Below are 16,192 nucleotides of genomic sequence, written 5' to 3' on the forward strand. Positions count from 1 at the left end.
ATTTTTTTAGACTTGGAATATTTTTTACTCATTTTTATCCCTCAGCTCCAAATATGATGTTTTTACTAATTTATCCTTACTAATATTTAAACTTTTCATTAAATTAATAAGCTCTTGTATGGCATTCTCTTTTTCAGATTCTAATTTTACCATCTTTTCAAACTCAACATAGGTTCCAACATTTTTTACATTATCTATGGATATTTCTATGTCATCCTTTTTATATATTTCCCTTATTTTAGTAAGGGGTTTTACAGGTTTAAAACCAAGTTTTTCCAAGATTTTTTTTGTAGATTCTCCATTACTTACTCTAACTTCAAGCTCTTCCCTAGTTTTTGATATGTTATCCATTTTAGGACCTTTATATGTCATATAATATTTTACATGTTCTTTATCGATATCCAAAGACTTTCTGATTCTAAGGGCTTCATCAGTTTTTCTAAAATCTCTATCTATGCCATTAAAATAAATATCTACTTCTTCCCTTTTAACAAGTTTCTCAAAACCTAAATTTTCCAATTTACGAATAAAATTTGGTATTTCTTCTTTTTCAAGTTTTGCCTTTAATTCAACCTCTATCATAATATCACCAGTTTTTTTACATCGTCCTTTAAAACTTCTTTTAGCTTTTCAAATTCAATATTTTCTATTACAAGCCAAATAATCACATCATCATGCTCCCTTTCAAGGGTCGTAGATAAGATATTCCCTCCTATTTTTGATATTTTCGATGAAATATCTGCTAAAAGTCCTATTCTATCCTCTGCCACTATCTGAACCTTTATGGTTATTAAACTTATATATTTCTTTTCAATTAAATATCTTCCCTCCTCTGTTAAAAACACCCCTCCGTTTTTTCCTTTTTTTGTCATCACAAGCCCTAAATCTCTTAAAACCCTGATGTATCTATCTATATTTTTTGGATGTAGATTTAAATGTTCTGCAATATCTTTTGTAGTGGAATATTCAGTTAATAATTCCATTATCTTTTTTGTGGTTCCTTCAAGCTTCATTATTTCACATTATAGTTATATTATATAATAATATTAATAATATACTGCTAAGTATATAAATAAATATAAATATCGCAAATGTGGAGGAAAATTATGCTAACTCATGTTGATGAAAAAGGCGTAAAAATGGTTGATGTGTCAGATAAAAAAGATGTTGAAAGAATATGTATTGCAAAGGGATTTATAAGGTTAAAACCATCTACGATAGAGGCAATAACTAAAAAGGAACTAATAAAAGGGGATGTATTAACAACAGCACAGGTTGCAGGAATAATGGCTGTAAAAAATACTTCAAATATAATCCCAATGTGCCATCCATTACCTATTACATCCATAAATGTGGATTTTACCGTGCATGAAGATAATATCGAAGTTGAGGTAAGGGTAAAAACTACATATAAAACTGGCATAGAGATGGAAGCACTTACTGGGGTTTCTGTTGCACTTCTGACTATCTGGGATATGGTAAAGGCAATTGAAAAAGATGAAAATGGTCAGTACCCTAACACTGAAATATATGGAATAAAGGTTATAGGGAAGATTAAAAAGTGATATAATGTGGGATTTAGAAACAGAAAGAGTAATAAGCGAAATAAAACGAAATAATGCAAAAAGAATTTTATTTCAAGCACCAGAGGGTTTGAAATTATCCGTTGAAAAAGAGATGGATAAAATAAAAAAATATCTTGAAGAGGATGATGATGAATATAAAAATAAAAGTGCAGATTTAGAGCTCATCCTGTGGGGCGAAAGTTGTTTTGGAGCATGTGATTTATGCGATATTGATGTAAAATCTCTCAATATTGATTTGATAATACATTATGGTCATGAGGAGCTCCCATATGCCAAACCAAAAATACCAACAGTTTTTATTCATGCATACTATAAACCCAATGGTGAAAATTTAGAACGTATTATGAAAGATATTAAAAAAATTTTAAATGAATATGGGAAAGACCATACCCTTATTGCCACGACCATACAGTTTAAAAAAATGTTAAAGGAATACAATCCTGCGGTAATACTTGGATGTAGGGCAAATGTTGGTGAAGAAACCGCAAAAAATATAGACAACATATTATTTGTTGGAACAGGAAGATTCCACCCCCTAATGTTAGCATATAAATTTAAAAAACCTGTGGATATATACAACCCAATAACAGGGGAGTTCTCCAAAATTACCGATGATGAGATAAAGAAATTCATTAAAAAAAGAATAGGGGCTATTTCAAAGTTGCTTTTAAATCCTCCAAAAAAGATTGGTGTTGTGCTTTCAACGAAAAAAGGTCAGTGCAGAATAAATATTTTTAATAATATATTGGGTCTTTTAAAAGAAAACAATATAAAATATATTCTAATTGTCCTAAACAATATCTCGCCAAATTATTTAATATACAATGTTGATGCCTATATAATATGTGCCTGTCCAAGAATAGTTTTAGATGATTATTTAAATTATAAAAAACCGCTACTAACTCCCAAGGAATTTAAAATGTACATCAAAAAAGATTTCGAGTACGAATTTGACGAAATATTATTTGATGATTTTATATAAAATCTATAAAAAAATAATATATTAATTTAATATTTATTTTTAATTATTTATTTCTCTTTTCTCTTTTCATTCTTCTAATTCTCTTTTTGTAGTGCTTCCATCTCATTTGACCTTTCTTTTTCCATCTTCTTGAACTTCTTTTTATAGTACCACGCTCCTTTTTTATTTTTTATTTTTATATTGCATTAATTACTCCATTTACCTTTCCCAACGCAACTTTTAAAAATCTCAAAATTCACTTCGTGAATTTATACGATTTCTCGCTATCGCTCGAAAAGGTTGCATCAAAAGGGAAAATTCCTCACTTCATTCGGAATTTTCTTTTTAATATACATCAATTACTCCATTTACTTTTTTCAACGACGATATAGTCATCTTTTGTTTTTGGAGCAATTTTTAGTGCATCTTTTTTAAATGACATATCCATAATAGGTTCGTCATCATCCCTTAAAACATTTTTGGTTTCAAGAATGTAATATTCTTCTTCATTTCCAAATTCGAAACTTTCAAGGACTGTTGAAAACTTTTCAACAATCTCTTCTGCCTGCTTTTGAATTTTTTCTATATCGACCATATATATCACAAATATTATTGTATATAGATTTTTATTTTTTATAGTTTATTTTTATTAGTATATTATTTTTTTAATAATCCAACATCATTTAGTGCATTTTTTAACTTTAATTTATTTTCTTCGGACATGTCGCATAATGGAAGTCTTAACTCACCCGCAGGCATCTTTAACATATTCATGGCAGTTTTTATAGGTATTGGATTTGTTTCGACGAACATTAATTTCATAAGGTTAAACAGTTTATAATGGATTTCTCTCGCCTTATCAAATTTACCGTCTAATGCGTAATCCACCATTTCAACAAATTCCTTTGGAACGATGTTTGCTAAAACACTAATTACACCTTTTCCCCCAAGTGATATTATTGGGAGAGTCAATTCATCATTTCCAGAAAGAACATCTATATCACAAGAATTTACAATCTCTGAAACTTGCGACAAATTAGGATTGGCCTCCTTCACCGTTGTAATATTGCTGTATTCTTCATATAAATATTTTATTGTTCCTGGTTCAAGATTAACTGCTGTTCTTGACGGAACATTATATAATATTATAGGAATATTAATGGATTCTGCCACTTTACCGAAGTGTTTCTTTAAACCTTCCTGAGTGGGTTTATTATAGTATGGAGTTATTAAAAGCACGGCATCGGCACCAACATCCTCGGCAAATTGGGAGAGCTCGACAGCTTCTTTTGTCGAGTTTGAGCCCGTGCCTGCTATTACCTTTACCCTTCCATCAACTATATCAACAGCTTTTTCTATTACTCTATGATGTTCTTCATAGGTTAGGGTTGGAGATTCCCCAGTCGTCCCTACTGAAACGATACCGCTGACACCATTATCAATTAAAAAATTTATATTTTTTTCCATCCCTTCGTAATATACTTCATTATCTTTAAATGGAGTTATAACTGCAGGAAATACTCCTTGCATAAAAAATCATCTCCAATTATGCGCTCATTTTTTTAACTCTTGATGTAATATATCCTGCTATTCTGTTTCTGAGCCTTTTTGTAGAGATTAATGCAACCTCTTCAACAGCTTTTTTGTTTGTTTCAAAATCTGTTGTAAATTTGTCTTCGAATTTTTCCAAGAGTTCATCTCCTGTTCTTTTTATAAATGTTTGTCTAATTCTTCCCAAAGTATCACCTTTCTTATTTTCATTTTATATTTAATAATGTAATTATTATAATGTTTATTGTTTATTTATAATATACTATTATTTAAATAATTTATTATTTTTTTAATTCTTTCATCTGTATTTCTTTGTTGTAATCTATAAGTATATTTAATATTTTTAACGCTAAATCAGGGTTAAAATTATATTTTTCACACAATTTTCGTGTTTTTTCCTGAATCTCTTTCTCTCTCTTTTTATCGTTTATAGGCATATCCAATGCTATTTTTAGACGAGCAATTTCTCCTGCGAACTGAGTTCTTTCAGCCATTAACGCTATTAACTGCTCATCTATTTCGTTTATTCTATTCCTAATAGCGTTAAGACTATCTCTTGGGTTAGCCATTTTATCTCCAATAAGATAATTTAAAATTAATTATATTGTAAATATCTATATAAAGAGCATATTAAGATATATATCTTATTTAAATTTAACTATGTTATTTTATATAAAGTAATATATATGATTAAGCACCATAAATAATTAAATAATAATAAATGGATAATGATGAAAAGAGGGTTATCTGATTTATGATGATACTTACCCGACCTGAATCCATCATACTTTATAATTTTTATCGTTTAAAATTAATGTAGTATATATCATTAATTTTTTATAAATAATTTTAATATTTAGAATTTTAAAATGGGTTGTCGAAAAATATTAATTATAGATGGATAATAAAATATGTAAAGTGATATAATATATCTTCAAATAGTTAAAACTAAAGAATTTAAATAATTATAAAAAATAATGTTAGAAAATATATTAAATATATTAAAAATATTTTTAATGGAATTTATAGAACCTGGAGTCGTGAATATTTTTGGTGGACCGGAAACTAAAAATCGTCTAAAATTATGATAGGTTGCTAAATAGTTAGACGCAACAGCACCATCGATGCTGCAATTGCATGATATAATAGACTTTCTATTTAATTTTTTGAACCTTTAAAATGAAAAACTTTATATATTACATTAACATAGTGAGGTTTAACTAATTTTTATATTTAAAAATGCGAAAAATAAAATTCTATTTTATAATTAAAAAATGAAATTAAACACGATTATGGAGGAATGATTATGGCACTGAGACCTGGTAGATGTTATAGAGGAGTAGATAAACCAGCATACACAAGAAAGGAATATGTAAGGGGAGTTCCACAACCAAAAGTTGTTCATTATGTAATGGGCAATACAAGTGTGGAATTTCCAGTGGAAGTGCATTTAATAGTTAAAGATGATGTTCAAATAAGACACAACGCATTGGAATCCGCAAGGATTGTAGGAAACAAATACACACAAAACAAATGTGGTAAATTAGGTTACAAATTCCAGATAAGAGTATATCCACACCAAATATTAAGAGAAAACAAAATGGCAGCAGGAGCAGGAGCAGACAGGATTTCCGATGGAATGAGATTGGCATTTGGAAAACCTATTGGAACAGCTGCAAGAGTAAGAAAAGGTCAAAAAATCATTACAATTTCAACAACTCCTGAAAAAGTAAATGATGCTAAGGAAGCTCTAAGAAGATGTGCTATGAAAATGCCTGTAAAATGTAAAATAGAAATAGGAAAAGGAGCAGAATTAGTTAAAAACTAAAATAATTTATTAAATTTTATTTCTTTTTTTTAAAAAATTTAATTTATTAATAATTTAATTTTATTTTAAAATAACATTTGTTAATTTATTCATCATCGGGGATTTCAGCCCTAATGAATTCATCTTTATTTTTCTTTAAACTTATTGTGGCATCGATTCCCATTTTTGCCGTCAATTTATTTTTATGGTCTCCTGAGGGGTCCAATGAGGAACCTTTTGCATCGCTTATAATAATTATGTCTTTATCTGCTTGAACCCTTGTGGCAATGGCAAACTCCACATCATTTGGGTCATAGATATTTATGTCATCATCTACAATTACTACATGTTTTAAACTTGGGTGGGAAGCAAGTGCCGCAAGTATGGCATTTTTTCCATCCCCTTCTGTTTTCTTTTCAATTGACACCACAGCGTGTAGCCAGCAACATCCTCCTTCTGTTAATGCTACATTCTTTACCGATGGAACGGTGTTTCTGATACCCTTATACATTCTCGGCTCCTGAGGCAATCCCATTAAAATTTTATGCTCCATTCCGCCGGGGAGTAGGGCGTGGAATATGGCATCCTTTTTTCTTTTCAATGCCGTTATTTTTATTACAGGCTGTTTTCTAACTTTATCGTAGGTTCCAGTAATATCTACAAAAGGACCTTCATCGTCCATTTCTGCGGTTATTTTTCCCTCGATAATATATTCACCAGCAGGGATCTCTAAATCCACAGTATCGCATTTAACCAGTTTTAGCGGCTCATTCATTAATGCAGAGGCATATTTCAATTCATTAAATGTTATGTCCCCTGATGTAGATGCTGCCAAAAGCACAGCTGGGTGAGCTCCGATAACTATTGCCACATCCACATCCCCATCTTTAATGTTTTTGTTGTAAATATAATGTAGATGTCTCTGCTCCACCATTCTAATTACTAAATGATTATCCTTAATTAAAATTCTATGGATAGATGCGTTTATCCCATAATCTTTATCCTTAACTATTACAACTCCTGATGTAAGGTAAGGTCCTGCGTCTTTTTCATAGTAGGTTGGTATAGGGTATTCATTTATTTTGTCCAAATCATCATATACATACTGTTCCTTTAAGCTGTTATCTACTATTAACTCCCCATTTTTCTCATTATCCATGGCATTTAACATGTGGTTCATCAAATCCTTTACCTCTATTCCTAAGCTTTTTGCTATTATTTCCCTATTACACAGGTTTCCTATAACTTCATATCCATTCACATCTTTTATATAAACGGGCTTTCCATCATATTTCTTCAAAATCTTTGTTATCCCATATTTTTTATTTGCTGACTCTATTTCAATTTTATCTATTGAATCAACCAATTCTCTTATCATAATATTCACCATCTATTTTATTTCTTTATCTTTTATCTTTTCTTTCTAGCAATTTCTTTTTCTATCTTTTCACCGGTATCTTTTAATCTACTTGATACACTTCTCGGCACATTGCCATATTCCGATAGTATTTTTGCAATACCGCTCGATAACAAAAATATAGCGTATGTATGTTCAGATTTTGTTCTATGTATATGATGGGGGTATATCTTCAAATCATCGTAATTTACAAAATATTCATCAATTGAATTACCAAATTTTTTTGTTAAATTCTTTCTCATATATACTAAAAGTTGATGTAATTGGATGAGCTCATCCTTATGCATGCAATCACCTAAAATAAGGTATGTGGTATTTATGTGTATAATATTATTAAACTATTAAATTACATACTGAAATAAATTAAAATTAGTTGTAAATATAAAATATGTAATAACTATGTTTGATTAAAACTATCGTATGAAAAAATCCTTAAATTTGCAGGTTTTTTTGCAATATTTATCTCCCTCCCAATCATTACGGAAGTAGTTTTATAAAACAAATCAACTATTTTTTGAGTAATGGGAACATCAGATATAAAAAAGTCAATATTTAATTTATCTACATATTCATTTAATTCTTCAATGGATTTAATCTCTTCAAATCCATCCCCTATTATTTTTACTTTATTGGTTCCTAAAATCTCTTCCATTGATGATTTAATATAATTTAACTGTGCAGCATAGTCATCAGTTTTGAATATTTCATATGACATCTGATTTGAATTACCATCTTTTTTGTCATTATCATGGGTTTCTTTTATCTCTTCTTTGTTTTTTAGCTCAGATACCTCTGATTTATTTAAAGCTTGGGACATATTGTTGTTGATATTCTCATTATTATCAACATCGTTATTATTTAAAGCTCCCGACATCCCCTCCACTTTTTCCTCATTGCATATGCCACTTGCCAAATCATTTATTGACTGTGTATTAGTTATTACTCCATTATTTATTACACCGCTACTGTAATTGTTCATGACATGACTTTTGTTGGCATTTAATTGAATATACTGTTCAATTGGAATTTTTGACCTTAAATATTTTACAACTTCTTTTTTAGATAATTCCTCCACTTCCTTTCCATGGGGAGCCCTTGCAATATAATCTATATCACATGTTTGAATAGCCTCTTTTAATATGAGTTCTCCTCCCCTATCTCCATCAGTAAATATCGTCGTGGTTTTTTCCCTTGAAAGTTCCATTATGGATTTTGGAATCGATGTTCCTTCAACTGCTATAACATTTTTTATACCACATCTTAAAAGATTGATAACATCAGCCCTACCTTCTACTACGATTATAGCATCTGAATTGTCTATATTTGGTCCAGCTGGAAGTTTCTCCTCTCCATACTCAATTATTTCTTCAGTTCTGATATACTCCTTTATCTCTTCTGTAATTTCATAGGTATCAACCATATTATCTATAAGAGTTTTTAGGAGCTCCTTTGCCCTATTTGTAATATATTGTCTCTTTTTAATACGAATATCCTCGACATTCACCACTCTAACAGTAGCTAAACAAGGTCCCACCCTATCGATTGTTTCCAATGTTGCCGCAAGTATGGCAGTTTCAACTTTATCCAAACTGGACGGTAGTATTATTTTTGCATATGATTTCCCATTTGTATTATCTAATTCCACATCTATTCTCCCAATTCTCCCACTTTTTTGAAGGTCTCTTAAATCAAGGTCACTACTTAGGAGACCTTCCGTTTGTCCAAATATTGCTCCAATAATATCGTGCTTTTCAACATATCCATTTGCCATGAGTTCTGCATAAATAATATATTTTGTTGTTCCTAATTCCATCATAATAAACCCTCCAGAATTTAATTTCCTACCTGTCTCTAATTAATATAAAATTAATAATGGCTATTATAAATTTAATAAATAATTACCAAATAATATAAATTTTACAAATATAATTTGTCATTTTATATATAAATATAGTATGGTTTGGATAGGTTCCTTTTTTTAATGGATATAATAATTACCCTTATTTTAATTTTGTATTATGGTAGTTTGTGGTGGTTTAGGTAGTTTATTTGGAAATTTATAAATAATATAACGGTATTTAATCAACATATATTACTAAATTTGGTAAATATTAAGTATAATAACTTACTACTTTTAAAAAGAATAAAAATAAAAAATAAAAAAAATTAAGATTTTTAAATAAGGTAGTGATATAATGATTGGCGTATGTGATGCAAAAAATATATTGAATAAATACTCATTTAATAAAACAAATTATATAGATATATATGATTCATACGGTAAAGTTTTAGCAAAAGATATTATTTCAACAACCGATATTCCATTTTTTAATAAATCTGATAAAGATGGTTATGCAGTTGTAGATTTAAATTTAAAATACTATACACTAATAGACGAAGTCCTCGCGGGCGATATGAGAAATTTAAAAATCAAAAATGATGAATGTGTCCATGTTGCTACTGGTGCAAAAGTTCCTGATGGGGCAAATTATGTAATACCTATTGAATATGTTGAAAAATTAGGTAATGAAATTCGTTTAGTTGAGGACATTGAGGAAACCAATATAATAAAGATAGGGGATGACATAAAAAAGAATAATGAAGTTTTAAGAAAAGGAGATATAATAAACGAAAGAAATATAGGAATCATTGCATCGTTGGGCATTGAGAAAATAAAAGTTTATGAAACACCAAAAGTTGGCATCATATCCACTGGAAATGAATTACATTCAATAAAAGATGTGAATTCAAAAACAATTTTTTCCATTGTAAAAAAATCGAACTGCCAACCGATATTTATTGGAAGTGCAAAGGACGATATTGATGATTTAAAAAGTAAGATAAATAAGGCATTGGAACACTGCGATGTTATTATTACCTCTGGTGGAGTATCTGCTGGAAAAAAGGACTATCTTCCAAGAGTAGTATCAGACATGGGAAAAATAATATTTCACAAAGTCAAAATGAGACCTGGAATGCCCATGCTTTTTGGCGAGATAAATGAAAAACCGATTTTCTGCATGCCCGGAAATGTGACGTCTTGTTTAACTTGTAGTTATGTATTTTTACTACCGTTCTTAAAAAAACTGGCACATGTTCCATTTTCAAAGGAGGTTGTTAAAGCTCACCTATCGGAGGACATCCCCTCTGAGTATGGAATGACTTACTACCGTCCAGTTAAATTAAAAAATGGGGTGGCATATCCAACATTTAAAGGTTCTAATCTAATTACATCAATTGCCTATGCCGATGGATTAATTGAGATAAAAGAAGATGAAACTTTGAAGAATAAAGATGATATTGTTGATGTGTGGGTTTTTGATTAAAAAATAAAAAATAATTAAATTATAATTTAAACTTCTATTCTCACATCATCCGCTGTTCTTTCAGGATTATTATTTACCTTTTCTTTTATTTTTTCAAACAGCTGTTTTAATGTGTCTTCGTTGCTTTTTGTAAATGGGAATGGAGATTTTGTAAATGGCTTGTAGTTGATAGGAACATTGTCAAATCTGTAAAATGTCCCATCGCACTCCATGGCATCAATTACACCGGGCAATACCACATCAGCTAATGACGTTGTAGGACATGGTGCTATATCGACACAAACCACAGGAATATCATTTTTCATATACTCCACACACTCTCTTGGTAGGTGAGCTCCTAAATCAGCACATATTACAAATACGGCATCCACTTCTTTGTTTAGTAATAAATCAACTGTTGTAGTCTCTCCTGGATTATACCTTGGATAACCCCTCATGAAATCTATACCAAAGGGATAACCATATATCCATGAGGCTATTTGGTTAAACCCTGCCACATTACAGTGTCCTCTAATTGCCCCTATGGTGAATTTCGTATGTTTATTAATCTCAGCTACTACCTTCATAATCATTTCAATATTTCTATGCTTTCCCCCTGATGAAGCCAATCCTAACCCCGCATATATAGACCCAAACTGACAGGTAGTCATTTTATGTGCTAATTCTTTAAGGGTTTCAATAGATATACCTGTGGTTTTTTCCACAGAGGGATGTGGCTCTTTTCCTTTAATTATTGTTAATAATGCCGCAAATGCCTCATAATCGGAGTTAGGTTTTATAGGAATATATAGGTCAGATGCCTTTGCTGTGGCTGTTTTTCTTGGGTCTATCGTTATTATGAATCTATCTTTTTTACCTCTTTCTCTAAAAAATCCCCGTGTATATACTGCATATCTAGACATATGCCTAGGCATTGAGTCCATTGGATTGGTTCCCCAATACACTACTAGGTCTGCTCTATTTTTTACCTCTCCTGCTGTACATCCTGGATGTCCAGCTTCCTGTATTCCCATGACAGTAGGTCCATGTCATATGGTTGAATTTGAGTCAGCAACTCCTCTTAGATACTCAGCCATAGATAATCCAACCCTCATGGCTTCTGTCGATGTTTCACTTCCCATAAAAAATAGAGGTCTTTTTGCATTTGCCAGTATTTCAGCTGCCTTATTCAAAGCTTCATCCCAGCTTGCATTTTCAAATTTTCCATCTTTTTTTATTTGTGGGGTTCTGATTCTATGATGACTATATACCTCTTTAAATTTTGCCGCACCCATTTTACAGGTGTTTTTAACAACTATTTCTTCTCTTTCAGAGTCAATTTCCACTTCAATGTCATCACAGGCCCCACCACAGACAGGACATATAATATTTTTATATACTTTTTTCATTATTTCACCCTATGATATTCTTCTATTATTTCTTCTGCACTCAATATTTTTTCATTATCAGAAACAGGCTCGACAATTACTTCAAATCCTTTGTATCTTGGAGAACCTGTGGTTTCAGTGTATGGATCTACTATAACATTAGCCCAAATTCCCCTTGGTACAAAGATATTACCTTTTTGGAGATTATCATTTGGAAAAGCTCTCACAACTACGCCATATCCCTTTCTTGAAATTCTAACCTTTTTAGGTTGCCCCAATATATTGTAATCATCGGGATGTATATGACAAACTGCACATTCTTCAACATATTCTTTTGTGAATTTGTCCCCTTCTTTGATAATTGCACCTTGCACGATGGTGCTTCCTGAATTAAATGTTGCTTTAATTTTGTTTTTTCCGATTATGTAGTTGTATTTACCAGTTTTTGATTTTAGTTCTATAAGATACTTGTTGTGTTCTTTTGAAGCATATAAAACTCCTTTTGGTTTTTTCATGGCGTTGTCTCCCATGAATTTAAGAAATGTTCCATCCAAACCAAGCTCCTTTCCATCCACTTCTTCAACTAATTCAAAACCAGGGTGGAATTTATCAATAGTTCCACAAATTATAATATCTCCTTTAACCATTTCAGCACCAACATTTCTTTCAGCACCGCCACCAACGATGATTTTTCCACCCCTTAGGTTGATACCACAAAAACTACCTACATTTCCTTTTATAATTATTTCCCCTTTAAGAGCTCCTCCTCCAATGTTGTTTCCAGCATTTCCTTCAATGATTATTGTGCCTCCTCTCATTCCTTTCCAATCTCCTCGGTATGCACAGCCAATATAGTCTCCCGCATTTCCTTTTATGTGGATTTTGCCTCCTTTCATTTCATTTCCTACAAAATTACCAGCATCTCCATTTACTGTAATTTCCCCACCTTCCATTTCATGCCCCAATTGCATGCCCACATTGCCGTTTATTATTATTTTTCCAGAACTCATCTTTGAACCAATATATTTTACTTTACTCACATCTCCATTAATTACAATAGTAGTAGGCTCCTTTGAAGGAGCTCCTGTTATATCAAAAAATTCTGACAACGGAACTCTTGTATTTCCTTGCCAAGCAAGTAATGATTTTATTTCATCAATGCTTTTATTTGCGAAAACATCGGGGGAAATTACATCAGCCTCAATAGGCATGTCAATATTATTTTTTGAAACAAGTGTGATTGTATTCATTATATCACCAATAATTATTATTTATTCGAACAAGATAGGCATACCTTCTCTCCATTGTATGAAACAAATGGTTCTTGGCAAATATCGCATAATTCTATTCGTTTTTTGAGTTTAGGTGGCACTACAACGTCTACAAATTCATAAGAATATACTGATTCTCCGGCATCAATAATATCCAATACCACCTCATCGTGGGGAATCTTTTTTGTATTCATATACCAATCGTGAAGGGAAGGATAATTAATGGTTTTTTTATTGTCAAGAATAATTCTAACGCCTTTTACATTTTCCCCTTCTTTTCCAATCGTATTTACTGAAACTGCCATTTTTCCAGTATCAATCACTTTTAATCTTTTGTTTCCTATTGTGCATCCTCCAAGAACCTGAAATGCATCAGGGAGGCAGTTGTAAGTTTCACATGTTGCATACATTCGTTCGCCATCGCGAATGTTCAAAAGTCTCCTTGCCATGTTAAACATGTAAATACCTATCAATACCCCAGGACTTAAACAGCCATGAAAATCAGCGACTTTTTTAATTTGTTCTTTTATTTCGTGATTTTCCAATTTTTTTAGAAGAGTTTCCATAAGCTCACCAAAAATATATTTTATATACCTATGTTTTAGCTAATTTTCAAATTTTGTTAATCATATTTAATTGCATAATATATTGATTATTAATGAAATACAATTTAACTGTAAGTGTAGTAATATATATAAATTTCTGTTTCTACCAATACGAAACTTAATTATATTAAAAAATTAGATTAAATATTTAAATATATAGTTAAATCTTAAACATAAAACCACAACTTATATATATTACTTTAAACGATATAACACTAGCCACTCTTTTTAATACCATGATGATATGAGTGGGCATAATCCGGATAAAAAACGATTTTTAAAAATGAAGGAGGTTATATTATGGCTATCTATGTAAAATTTGATGTTCCACAAGAAATAGAAGAAAAAACAGTAGAAGTAATTTCAAAATCAGAAAAAGTTAAAAAAGGAGCAAACGAAGTAACAAAAGCAGTAGAAAGAGGAAACGCTAAATTAGTAGTTTTAGCAAAAGATGTTCAGCCAGAAGAAATCGTTGCTCACATACCTGTAATTTGCGAAGAAAAAGGTATTCCTTATACATACGTAGCTACAAAAGAAGATTTAGGAAAAGCTATTGGTTTAGAAGTTCCAACATCCGCAGTTGCAGTTGTAGCTGAGGGAGATTCAAACGCATTAAATGAATTAGTAGAAAAAATAAACGCTTTAAAAGCATAATTTAAACATAAAATTATATAGATAGGTGATTAAATGTCTGATGACATGGTCTATAAAGAGGCAACAGCCGCAGAAGTTCTCCAAGTAAGCGGAAGAACCGGAGTAACAGGAGAGATATTTCAGGTGAGATGTAAAATTCTCGGTGGAAAAGACACCGGAAGAATTTTAACAAGAAATGTTAAAGGTCCTGTTAAGGTTGGGGATATTATAATGCTCAGAGAAACAGAAAGAGAAGCAAAGCCACTAGGTAGAAGAAGATAAGGTGAATAACATGGAATGGAAAACATGTAGTTTTTGTGGCGGAAAAATTGAACCAGGAACTGGAAAAAAATATGTGAAAAAAGACGGTTCCGTTATGTTTTTCTGCTCATCAAAATGTGAAAAGAATTTTAAACTCAAAAGAGTTGCAAGAAAATTAAAATGGACTCCTATATACCATCAAAATAAACAACAAAAATAATTTTTTTCTTTTTTTAGATTTTTAGATAATAATTAATAAATTCTTAATAATTGTAATTAATGGTGTGGATATATTACACTTAGTCTCTAAGTCTTTCATATAAGGATAACCTCGTAATAAGATTATACAACGCTAAATAGTTTTTTTTATAATATTAGTTAGTATAGATATATATATTTTAACCACACTAATATACTATTATATACCATAACGGTGATTAATAATTATGAAGTTATATATATATCACACAAACCAGTGTGACCCAAAAAAATGCACTGCACTGAAAATGGGAAGATTGGGGATGGCAAAGATTATAAAAAACCACTGTAAAATACCAAGAAACAGTCTTTTGTTAAATCCCTTTGCAGAAACTACGGTTTCTGTTGAGGATAGACCAATTATTGAAAAATATGGTATAATTGCTTTGGATTGTTCTTGGAAACAGGCTGAAAAGGTATTTAGAATAAATTCTAAAAATCAGCGTAGCCTCCCTTTTTTAGTGGCAGCTAATCCTGTAAATTATGGAAAACCCTGCAAACTTTCAACTCTTGAAGCATTTGTTGCAACACTTTATATCGCAAACTATAAAAAGGATGCCCTCTCTTTATTAAATGGTTTTAAATGGGCAAAAACTTTTATAGATGTTAATAAAAAAATACTTGAAAGCTACCGTGGTAAGAGCTCTAAGGAAATTATCCAAATTCAAAACGAGCTCTTACAAAAATTAAAAAAATAAAAGTTTTAAATTATTCCACAATAAAATTTTATATAGCATATATTTATATTATTAAAGTAAATAAAGGTGAAAATATGGCATTTGAAGAAGCAATAAATAGAATATTCAAGAAAAAAATATGCATGAGATGCAATGCTAGAAATCCATGGAAAGCTACAAAATGTAGAAAATGTGGATATTCGAAATTAAGACCTAAAGCCAAGGAAGCCAGAGGATAAAAGTAGCTTTTAATTTTTTATCTATTTTTAATTTATTTTTCAGATATATATACTTAATTTAGATTTTTAGGAATATATATTTTTATTATTTTTTTAGTTCTTAAAATAAATTATTTACAGCTTTTAATATTCAATATTTTATTATAATTTTAATATATTTTAATATTTTATTTTCTATATGGCTATTTTATGCATTAATATCTATGGGAGTGTGTCTAAGATAGGAATTACAT

Annotated in this window: 21 protein-coding genes; 9 read left to right on the forward strand and 12 right to left on the reverse strand. The window is 30.5% G+C overall.

Going from position 1 to position 16,192, the window contains the following annotated elements:
- Positions 1 to 24: 24 nt before the first annotated feature.
- Both cyaB and F7B34_RS06415 read right to left on the reverse strand, forming a co-directional pair.
- Entirely contained in the window at positions 25 to 582 is a 558-nt protein-coding gene (gene cyaB, locus F7B34_RS06410) for a class IV adenylate cyclase (RefSeq protein ID WP_292461005.1), read from the reverse strand.
- The gene (locus F7B34_RS06415) at positions 579 to 1,013 is read right to left on the reverse strand and encodes an Rrf2 family transcriptional regulator (RefSeq protein ID WP_292461006.1); all 435 of its coding nucleotides are present in this window, start codon (positions 1,011 to 1,013) and stop codon (positions 579 to 581) included. The genes cyaB and F7B34_RS06415 overlap by 4 nt, the downstream gene beginning before the upstream one ends.
- A 93-nt stretch (positions 1,014 to 1,106) precedes the next feature.
- Between F7B34_RS06415 and moaC the strand changes: the two genes are divergently transcribed.
- The gene (gene moaC, locus F7B34_RS06420) at positions 1,107 to 1,565 is read left to right on the forward strand and encodes a cyclic pyranopterin monophosphate synthase MoaC (protein WP_292461007.1); all 459 of its coding nucleotides are present in this window, start codon (positions 1,107 to 1,109) and stop codon (positions 1,563 to 1,565) included.
- Positions 1,566 to 1,569: 4 nt separating this feature from the next.
- Positions 1,570 to 2,568 (forward strand): diphthamide biosynthesis enzyme Dph2, encoded by a 999-nt coding sequence (dph2, locus tag F7B34_RS06425; protein ID WP_292461008.1) that lies wholly within the window; start codon positions 1,570 to 1,572, stop codon positions 2,566 to 2,568.
- A gap of 334 nt (positions 2,569 to 2,902) precedes the next feature.
- On the opposite strand, the gene gatC is transcribed toward dph2, so the two are convergent.
- The 4 genes from gatC to F7B34_RS06445 all read right to left on the reverse strand — a co-directional run bounded on the left by gatC (position 2,903) and on the right by F7B34_RS06445 (position 4,667).
- Positions 2,903 to 3,142: an Asp-tRNA(Asn) amidotransferase subunit GatC gene (gene gatC / locus F7B34_RS06430; RefSeq protein ID WP_292461009.1), complete on the reverse strand. Its 240-nt coding sequence runs from the start codon at positions 3,140 to 3,142 to the stop codon at positions 2,903 to 2,905.
- 62 nt (positions 3,143 to 3,204) lie between these two features.
- Complete coding sequence (gene dapA, locus F7B34_RS06435) at positions 3,205 to 4,077, reverse strand: 4-hydroxy-tetrahydrodipicolinate synthase (RefSeq protein WP_292461010.1); 873 nt, start codon at positions 4,075 to 4,077, stop codon at positions 3,205 to 3,207.
- Between the two features lie 16 nt (positions 4,078 to 4,093).
- Entirely contained in the window at positions 4,094 to 4,285 is a 192-nt protein-coding gene (locus F7B34_RS06440; protein ID WP_013867416.1) for a 30S ribosomal protein S17e, read from the reverse strand.
- 94 nt (positions 4,286 to 4,379) lie between these two features.
- Complete coding sequence (locus F7B34_RS06445) at positions 4,380 to 4,667, reverse strand: chorismate mutase (RefSeq protein ID WP_292461011.1); 288 nt, start codon at positions 4,665 to 4,667, stop codon at positions 4,380 to 4,382.
- A gap of 737 nt (positions 4,668 to 5,404) precedes the next feature.
- Between F7B34_RS06445 and rplJ the strand changes: the two genes are divergently transcribed.
- On the forward strand, positions 5,405 to 5,926 hold the full coding sequence (gene rplJ / locus F7B34_RS06450) for a 50S ribosomal protein L16 (protein WP_292461022.1): 522 nt from the start codon (positions 5,405 to 5,407) through the stop codon (positions 5,924 to 5,926).
- Between the two features lie 85 nt (positions 5,927 to 6,011).
- Here the strand turns inward: rplJ and F7B34_RS06455 are convergent, their stop codons facing one another.
- The 3 genes from F7B34_RS06455 to dnaG all read right to left on the reverse strand — a co-directional run bounded on the left by F7B34_RS06455 (position 6,012) and on the right by dnaG (position 9,135).
- Positions 6,012 to 7,283 carry a UbiD family decarboxylase gene (locus F7B34_RS06455; RefSeq protein ID WP_292461012.1) on the reverse strand — a complete coding sequence of 424 codons (1,272 nt, stop codon included), beginning with the start codon at positions 7,281 to 7,283 and terminating at the stop codon, positions 6,012 to 6,014.
- 32 nt (positions 7,284 to 7,315) lie between these two features.
- Complete coding sequence (locus F7B34_RS06460; RefSeq protein ID WP_292461013.1) at positions 7,316 to 7,609, reverse strand: UPF0058 family protein; 294 nt, start codon at positions 7,607 to 7,609, stop codon at positions 7,316 to 7,318.
- A 110-nt stretch (positions 7,610 to 7,719) separates the two neighbouring features.
- The gene (gene dnaG, locus F7B34_RS06465) at positions 7,720 to 9,135 is read right to left on the reverse strand and encodes a DNA primase DnaG (protein ID WP_292461023.1); all 1,416 of its coding nucleotides are present in this window, start codon (positions 9,133 to 9,135) and stop codon (positions 7,720 to 7,722) included.
- Between the two features lie 382 nt (positions 9,136 to 9,517).
- On the opposite strand from dnaG, the gene F7B34_RS06470 reads away from it, so the two are divergent.
- A complete protein-coding gene (locus tag F7B34_RS06470) occupies positions 9,518 to 10,648 on the forward strand; it encodes a molybdopterin molybdotransferase MoeA (RefSeq protein WP_292461014.1) in 1,131 nt (376 codons plus the stop codon).
- 26 nt (positions 10,649 to 10,674) lie between these two features.
- On the opposite strand, the gene F7B34_RS06475 is transcribed toward F7B34_RS06470, so the two are convergent.
- From F7B34_RS06475 to F7B34_RS06485, 3 genes are read right to left on the reverse strand one after another with little or no spacing between them, the layout of a single operon-like run.
- Complete coding sequence (locus tag F7B34_RS06475) at positions 10,675 to 12,036, reverse strand: formylmethanofuran dehydrogenase subunit B (protein WP_367116347.1); 1,362 nt, start codon at positions 12,034 to 12,036, stop codon at positions 10,675 to 10,677.
- Positions 12,036 to 13,265, reverse strand: a complete 1,230-nt coding sequence (locus F7B34_RS06480; RefSeq protein WP_292461015.1) for a formylmethanofuran dehydrogenase subunit C — start codon at positions 13,263 to 13,265, stop codon at positions 12,036 to 12,038. The genes F7B34_RS06475 and F7B34_RS06480 overlap by 1 nt, the downstream gene beginning before the upstream one ends.
- Before the next feature lie 17 nt (positions 13,266 to 13,282).
- Entirely contained in the window at positions 13,283 to 13,852 is a 570-nt protein-coding gene (locus tag F7B34_RS06485; RefSeq protein WP_292461016.1) for an FmdE family protein, read from the reverse strand.
- A gap of 339 nt (positions 13,853 to 14,191) precedes the next feature.
- On the opposite strand from F7B34_RS06485, the gene rpl7ae reads away from it, so the two are divergent.
- The 5 genes from rpl7ae (at position 14,192) to F7B34_RS06510 (ending at position 15,959) form a co-directional block, all read left to right on the forward strand.
- Positions 14,192 to 14,545 (forward strand): 50S ribosomal protein L7Ae, encoded by a 354-nt coding sequence (gene rpl7ae / locus F7B34_RS06490; protein WP_292461017.1) that lies wholly within the window; start codon positions 14,192 to 14,194, stop codon positions 14,543 to 14,545.
- A gap of 33 nt (positions 14,546 to 14,578) precedes the next feature.
- Positions 14,579 to 14,806, forward strand: coding sequence for a 30S ribosomal protein S28e (locus F7B34_RS06495; protein ID WP_013867324.1), 228 nt, complete (start codon positions 14,579 to 14,581; stop codon positions 14,804 to 14,806).
- Positions 14,807 to 14,816: 10 nt separating this feature from the next.
- The gene (locus tag F7B34_RS06500; RefSeq protein WP_292461018.1) at positions 14,817 to 15,005 is read left to right on the forward strand and encodes a 50S ribosomal protein L24e; all 189 of its coding nucleotides are present in this window, start codon (positions 14,817 to 14,819) and stop codon (positions 15,003 to 15,005) included.
- A 226-nt stretch (positions 15,006 to 15,231) separates the two neighbouring features.
- Positions 15,232 to 15,741 (forward strand): DUF367 family protein, encoded by a 510-nt coding sequence (locus F7B34_RS06505; protein WP_292461019.1) that lies wholly within the window; start codon positions 15,232 to 15,234, stop codon positions 15,739 to 15,741.
- 74 nt (positions 15,742 to 15,815) lie between these two features.
- Complete coding sequence (locus F7B34_RS06510; protein ID WP_292461020.1) at positions 15,816 to 15,959, forward strand: 50S ribosomal protein L40e; 144 nt, start codon at positions 15,816 to 15,818, stop codon at positions 15,957 to 15,959.
- Positions 15,960 to 16,192: the final 233 nt, after the last annotated feature.

Source organism: Methanothermococcus sp. (assembly GCF_015523155.1).
Lineage (GTDB): Archaea > AGJL01 > Methanococci > Methanococcales > Methanococcaceae > Methanofervidicoccus.